This window comes from Microbacterium sp. (genome assembly GCF_052102115.1).
In the GTDB taxonomy this organism is placed as follows: domain Bacteria; phylum Actinomycetota; class Actinomycetes; order Actinomycetales; family Microbacteriaceae; genus Microbacterium.
In genome coordinates this window covers 1-6,424 of the sequence record NZ_JBQDVP010000085.1, presented here as the reverse complement: position 1 = coordinate 6,424, position 6,424 = coordinate 1, and the positions used below count along the sequence as shown (strand labels likewise).

6 protein-coding genes are annotated in these 6,424 nt (G+C 67.2%); 4 read left to right on the top strand and 2 right to left on the bottom strand.

All coding sequences use genetic code 11. The features are described from left to right. The 3 genes from ACTICP_RS15410 to ACTICP_RS15400 form a co-directional block, all read left to right on the top strand. A partial coding sequence (locus ACTICP_RS15410) for a glycosyltransferase (RefSeq protein ID WP_441893852.1) occupies nucleotides 1-850 on the top strand: 850 nt, incomplete at its 5' end. Nucleotides 851-1,065: 215 nt separating this feature from the next. After that, complete coding sequence (locus ACTICP_RS15405) at nucleotides 1,066-2,322, top strand: ATP-binding protein (protein ID WP_441893850.1); 1,257 nt, start codon at nucleotides 1,066-1,068, stop codon at nucleotides 2,320-2,322. Nucleotides 2,323-2,518: 196 nt separating this feature from the next. Then, nucleotides 2,519-3,175, top strand: a complete 657-nt coding sequence (locus tag ACTICP_RS15400) for a histidine phosphatase family protein (protein WP_441842123.1) — start codon at nucleotides 2,519-2,521, stop codon at nucleotides 3,173-3,175. Nucleotides 3,176-3,306: 131 nt separating this feature from the next. On the opposite strand, the gene ACTICP_RS15395 is transcribed toward ACTICP_RS15400, so the two are convergent. Together ACTICP_RS15395 and ACTICP_RS15390 are read right to left on the bottom strand one after the other, a co-directional pair. Further along, nucleotides 3,307-4,341: a hypothetical protein gene (locus ACTICP_RS15395; protein WP_441893847.1), complete on the bottom strand. Its 1,035-nt coding sequence runs from the start codon at nucleotides 4,339-4,341 to the stop codon at nucleotides 3,307-3,309. Beyond that, nucleotides 4,338-5,849, bottom strand: coding sequence for an O-antigen ligase family protein (locus ACTICP_RS15390; RefSeq protein WP_441893845.1), 1,512 nt, complete (start codon nucleotides 5,847-5,849; stop codon nucleotides 4,338-4,340). Before ACTICP_RS15390 ends, ACTICP_RS15395 begins: the two co-directional genes overlap by 4 nt. A 79-nt stretch (nucleotides 5,850-5,928) precedes the next feature. Here ACTICP_RS15390 and ACTICP_RS15385 point away from each other — a divergent pair. Next, nucleotides 5,929-6,424: acyltransferase family protein (locus ACTICP_RS15385; protein ID WP_441893843.1), on the top strand; the 496-nt coding region annotated here is incomplete at its 3' end.

Below are 6,424 nucleotides of genomic sequence, written 5' to 3'. Positions count from 1 at the left end.
CTTCGTCCTGCACACCGAGCCGACGAACCTCGGGTTCGCCGGCGGAGTGAACGTGGGGATCCGCCGCGCGCTCGCCGAGGGATACGAGGCGATCGCGCTGCTCAACAACGACGCGACCCCGGATCCGACCTGGCTCGAATCCCTCGACGCCGCCCTCGAGCGCACGGGCGCGTCGATCGCGACGGGGCTGATGGTGCGGCGCAGCGAGGATCCGGACCTCGACGGCACCATCGACACCGCCGGCGACGCGGTCTCGACCTGGGGCATGCCGTTCCCGCGCTTCCGCGGGCTCGCCGCCCACGACGCCCCCGAGCAGGGCCCGGTGTTCTCGGCCTCGGGCGGGGCATCGCTGTTCCGCGCTGATCTCTTCCGCGACATCGGCCTGTTCGACGAGAGGTTCTTCGCCTACTTCGAAGACATCGACATCGGATTCCGCGCGCGGCTGCGCGGCCATGCGATCGTCTACGACCCCGCGGCCGTCGCGCACCACAGGATCGGGGCGACGAGCGGGCGGATCCCCGGATTCACCGTGCGGCAGAACTTCCAGAACCTGCCGATCCTCGTGACGAAGAACGTCCCGAAGGGCCTGCGCAGCATGATCGTGCCGAGGTTCATCCTGCTGTACGGCGCGATGCTGGCGAAGGCGACGCTCACCGGATCTGCGAGGCCCGCCTGGTCAGGTCTGCGCCGCGGCGTGCGCCTCGCGGCCACGCACGGGCGCGAAGAGCGTCGGCGCATCCAGGGATCCCGCACCGCGCACGCCCGCGACATCGACGCGATGCTGACGCACGACCTCCCGCCCGAGCAGCGCGGTATGCGCAAGCTGCGACGCGTGATCCGAAAGCACTGACCCGGATCTTCGGAGATGGGCCACACCTTCGGACCAGCTCACCGATCCGCCCCGCGTATCTGACTCATCTCCGTAGTTGTGGCTCGTCGCCGAGCGCCGAGCTACCGAACTACCCGGCGAAACGGCGAGCAGATGGTGGTGAAACGGCGAATGACGGGTGGTGAAACGGCGAGATGTGTGTGGTGAAACGGCGAAGACGGCGATAGGGTGGCCTGATGAATGCGTCATCCCTTGTCGAGCGGCTCGTGTTCCCACGACTTATCGAGGCTCTCGCCGATACGCGGATCGTCGTGCTCCAAGGGGCGCGACAAGTCGGCAAATCCACGCTTTCGCGTCAGGCGCTCATCGATCGACCGGGGTTGTCGGTGACATTGGACGATCCCCCGTCGCTGGACTTCGCACGTGCGGATCCGACCGGATTCGTCGAACAGGCGCCCGATAGGCTGCTCATCATCGACGAGTTGCAGAGGGCGCCCGAACTCGTGATCGCGCTCAAAGCCGCAGTCGATCGGGATCACCGGCCCGGCCGCTTCCTCGTCACGGGGTCGGCGAACCTCCTCGAGCTCTCCTCGACACATGAGTCGCTGGCTGGGCGCGCTCAGCACATCAGCCTGCATCCCTTCAGCCAGCGAGAAATCGAGTCGGTTCCCGAGTCGTTCGTCGACCTCGCGTTCTCTGAAGGTGCGTTGTCGACTCACCACAGCGCGTTGACTTGTGAAGACTACGTCGAGCGGGCATGCGCGGGCGGCTATCCGGAGGCGTTGGGACGACAATCTGCTCAGCGTCGACAAGACTGGTACGAGGCGTACGTGTCGCAGATCGTGCGGCGTGATGCTGTTGACATCTCGGGTCTGCAGCGTATGTCAGACCTGCCGCGTTTACTTCGCCTTATCGCCGCCCGGATGGGAAGCACGATGGTCTGGTCTGCGCTGGCGACCGATGCCGGCATGCCCCGACGAACGCTTGACCCGTACGCGGCCCTTCTGGAGACGCTCTTTCTGACTCACACGTTGCCGGCTTGGGCGGTGAACCTGACGTCTCGTGAAGTGAAGCAGCCGAAAATCTTCCCGGTTGACTCAGGGCTCGCCGCCGCTCTGCTCGGGGCTGTACCCGAAGGGTTGGGGCCGACCACACCTCTGACAGGCGCTCTGCTCGAGTGCTTCGTCGTCGGGGAATTGCGACGGCAGCAGACGTGGGCGTCGACGCGCACCACGCTGCATCATTACCGTGACAGTCGAGGCGTCGAAGTGGACGCGATCCTGGAGACGCCGGATGGTCGCGTCGTCGGCATCGAGGTGAAGTCGGCGGCTACGGTGCGATCAAAGGACGCTGCTGGCCTCGGCATGCTGCGGGACCAGTTGGGTGATCGGTTCATCGCCGGATACGTCCTACACACCGGATCCGAGACGCGAGCGGTCGGAGAGCGGATCTCCGCGGTGCCGATGGATGCCCTTTGGGCCGCTCATACGTGAGGAATGGCGCCACCGAAGTTCGAACAAACCAAAGCTGATGCTTCAGAAGGAGACTTCGCCGTGAAGATCCGGATCCGCGATGCGCGCGGCATCTGGCGCGAGTCTCCTTCGGAAGCGCTCGCGTTCACCCTAAGACGATGTTCATTAAGAATGAACGTCACTCAAGAGTGAACACTCCAGTCGATACTGTGTCCCTGTGAACCCAACCGACCCTCTGCCCGACCAGCCGGCCCCGGATAATCCCCAGGGCAAGCTCGTGCTGTTGCGGCATGGCGAGACCGAGTGGTCGAGGACGGGAAGGCACACCGGGCTCACGGACATCCCGCTGACCGCGCACGGCGAGGATCTGGCGCGAGCCGCGGGCGAACTGGTGCGCGACTACGATTTCCGGCTCGTGCTCACGTCCCCGCTCGAGCGCGCACGCCGCACGGCCGAGCTCGCGGGGCTGCAGGCCGACATTGATCCGTTGCTGATCGAATGGGATTACGGCGGGTACGAGGGCCGCACCACGAAGGACATCCGGGCCGAGCTCGGCTATAACTGGTCGGCCTTCCGGCACGGCGTCATCCGCGGCGAGACTCCCGGCGAGACGGTCGAAGAGGTCGCCGCCCGCGCGTCGCGCGTGCTCACGCGGGTGCTGCCGGCGATGGTGCACGGCGACGTCGCCCTCGTCGCGCACGGCCACTACCTGCGGATCCTGGCCGCCGTGTTCCTCCGGCAGGCCCCGCGGTTCGGTGCGTCGATCACCTTCGGCGCCGGATCCGTCTCCGTGCTCGGATACGACCGCGAGCAGCCTGCGATCCTGGCCTGGAATCACGGCCCCCAGCTTCCGATGGAGCCGCCGAAGTCGTGACGCTTCGGGAGGAAAAAGCCCCTTCGGGCGGACCAGAATCCGGATCTGCTCCGTAGTTGGGGCTCATCTCCGTCCGGAGGGATCGCCGGCCTCCTCGAAGTCGCTATCGCGAAACTTCTCCCGAACGACACCTACGCCGTCGGCACAGCCCCGTCGTCTCCTTCGAGCCCCTCCACGAACACGCGCCGCACCTCAGCGTCGAAGACGTCGCGCTCGCGGGGAATGCGGGCGCGGTAGTCGGCCTGGGCCGCAAGTGCGGCGGTGGGATCCGCGAACACCCGATCGAGCGCGCGCTTCGCGTTCTGCACGATGTCGGGGCCGACATCGATTTTGTGGGCGGGCGGGATCGGCACGTCGACGCCGTTCGCCGCGGCGCCGCGGTTCGCCACGAGCACGACGGAGCCCATGGCCGCAGCCTCGCGCGGCATGCGGTCTTTGCCCGGGTGCGCTCCGAGATCGAGGTAGACGAGCGAGGTCGCGAGCGCCGCGGCGACCTCCTCGCCCGTCATGTTCTCGAGCGGCAGCAGCTCGATGCCCGGCCAACGCCGAGCGAACTCGGCCATGATGGGCCGAGACTTCGCCGGGTTGTACGCGACGCGAGGGATGCGCCCCGCGATCGTCACGGCATCGAGCGGGGCGACCGGTGTGTAGTCGCTCAGGATCGACCCGACCCGACCGATGTGCGCGAACACGTGGTTCCACGCGTAGTGCGATTGAGCCAGGTGCCCGGATCCGCGCAGCACGCGATCCTCGCCCGTCACGAGCCCGCGCAGCGCGCGCTTGGCGGCCCGCACCGGCAGCAGCGGGAACCGCGTGTTGCGAGTGCGCTCGATGGGCAGCAGGGAGGTGCGATCGCGCTCGATCACGAAACGGGGGGCATAATCGATCGACAGCCACCACACGTATCCGCGGGCTTTGCGCAATGGCTTCAGCAGCAGCGCCTGCGTCTCGGGCACGACGACGATATCGCCGGGCGTATCGCCAGCGGCCGAGGCCTCCGGGGCATCGTATTGGTCGTAACGCTCGGCGCGAGGTGCCGACTCGGTGCCCGGAATCGGCACGAGGAACGCCGGCTGATTCTGGCGCCTCAGCGAATCGACGAGCTGGTGCAGGGCCTCGGGGCCACCCGTCGCGAGGCCGCGCGGATAGTAGACATAGACCGTCATGACTTGAGCTTAGAAGACGGAGTCAGCGCGACCGCCGACAGCAGCGCCACGAAAGGCAGCGTGTGGTTGTCGCCCGCGAAGAACGTCGTGTCGGCCATGCCGTGCAGCAGCACCCACGCGAGCGCGACGAACACGATGCCGGTGCCGATCGAACGCCCGCCGAAGAGCGGATCCCGGCGCGCCTCGCCGATGCGGCGCACGGATCCGATGAGCGGCAGCGCGACGATCGCCAGCGTCAGGATCAGCGCGACGATGCCCGCATCGACCCACGCCTGCAGCACGAGGTTGTGCGGCGGCCAGATCTGGGTCGCGACGCCCGGAAAGTACGACGTCCATTGCTCGACAATGTGATCTCGCCAGTTGCCGAACCCGAAGCCGAGGAAGAAATGGTCGGGGAAGGCATCGGCGACCATGCGCCACAGCGTGAACCGGTCGCTCAGGGTGCCGGAACTGACGAGGCTCGGCTTGATCGTGAGCACGGCGATGACGCCGGCGACGCCCGCGGCGATGATCGCTGATCCGGTGATCGCGCCTGCGCGCGGGCGGCGCACCGCGAACGCGATCAGCAGCGCGAGCAGCGGCAGGCCGACGAGCAGCAGCAGTGCGGTCTTCGAGCCGGTGGCGACGATCGCCGCGATCGCCGAGACGGCGGTGATCGCGTGCAGCACGCGCAGACGTCCGCGCACCATGGCCCACGCCGACACACATGCGACGACTGCGAAGAACAGAGACGCCGTATTGCCGTTGAGGAATACACCGCCGGCCTTCGTCGGGTCGAGCACGTTCTGGAAGTTCGTCAGGGTCGTCGAATCGAACAGCCCCGCGAGCAGGCCCCCTGCTGCGCCCGGCGGGCGCGCGACATCGGAGAAGACGCCGAGGGATCCGAGCGGATCCAGCGCGATATCGATCTCGCTGCGCGTCACGAGCGCGACGTCGGGCTCGGAGAACAGTCGGGCGACGGGGGAGAGCAGGTACGACGCCTCGAGCGTGGGCGAGATGCGGAAGACGATGACGAGAAGTGCCGACACGATCACGAAGGGCGAGGCCGCGGCGATCGCGGCGGGGATCCCCTGGGCATCACGATCGACAACGTCTCGCGCGAGCAAGTAGGCCGTCAGCAGCGCGACGCTGAAGATCACGCCGTAGCCCGCCGCGCCGACCTTGGCCGACCACAGCACCGAGACGACCTGCCACGCAGCGAGCGCCGCGAGCAGCAGCGCCCAGATCGTCGCGGGGGATCGGAGGTTGCGCAGATCCTCGCGCCGTCGCCAGAACGCGACCGGCAGCAGCGTGCAGGTGACGAGCAGTGCTGCCGACGTGAAGCCGAACGGGCCGAACAGTTGCACGACGCCGAGCACGAGGGCCGCGGCGAGCAGCCAGCGTGAGCGGATCCGGAAAGCGACCGCCGCGATCACCAGCGCGCCGATCGCGACGCCGCCGAGGATCAGCGCGATTTCGAGGGTCGTATGGGAGTCGAGGAACGACGGGTCGGATTCCAGCTTCAGCACACATCTCCCCAGGGTTGCTGACTGCGAAGTACCAATCATACGTACGCCGCTGGTCGTCTCCGCGTCGTAACATGCTCGGATGGCCGGATCAGTGCAGCGCTCGAGGGCGGATTGGATCGACGTCGTGCGCGGCACGGCCGTGATCCTCGTGATCCTCGTGCACGCTCTGCAGCGCACGGAACTGTTCACCGGCCACGAGTTCGCTGGGCTCGAGACCCTGACGATCGTGGTGACGCCGCTGCGGCTGCCGGCGATGTTCCTCCTGTCGGGGCTGTTCGTGACGAGGTCGCTGGCGAAGGGGATCCGCCCGTATGCCGCCGGCAAGCTGCGCCGCATCGCATGGCCGTATCTGCTGTGGTCGGTGTTGCTGATCGCGTTCTTCTGGACGCTGCTCCAGGTGACCGGAATCGGATTCGGCTGGGAGGTGACGTGGCGCATCTTCTACGACCCGATCGAGCACCTGTGGTTCCTCGCCTACCTGCTGCTGTACTTCGTCATCGCGCTGCTGCTGCGCTGGATTCCGGCGCCGTACCTGCTGGTCGGTGTGATGGCGCTGTCGGCGGTTCCGATCGAGG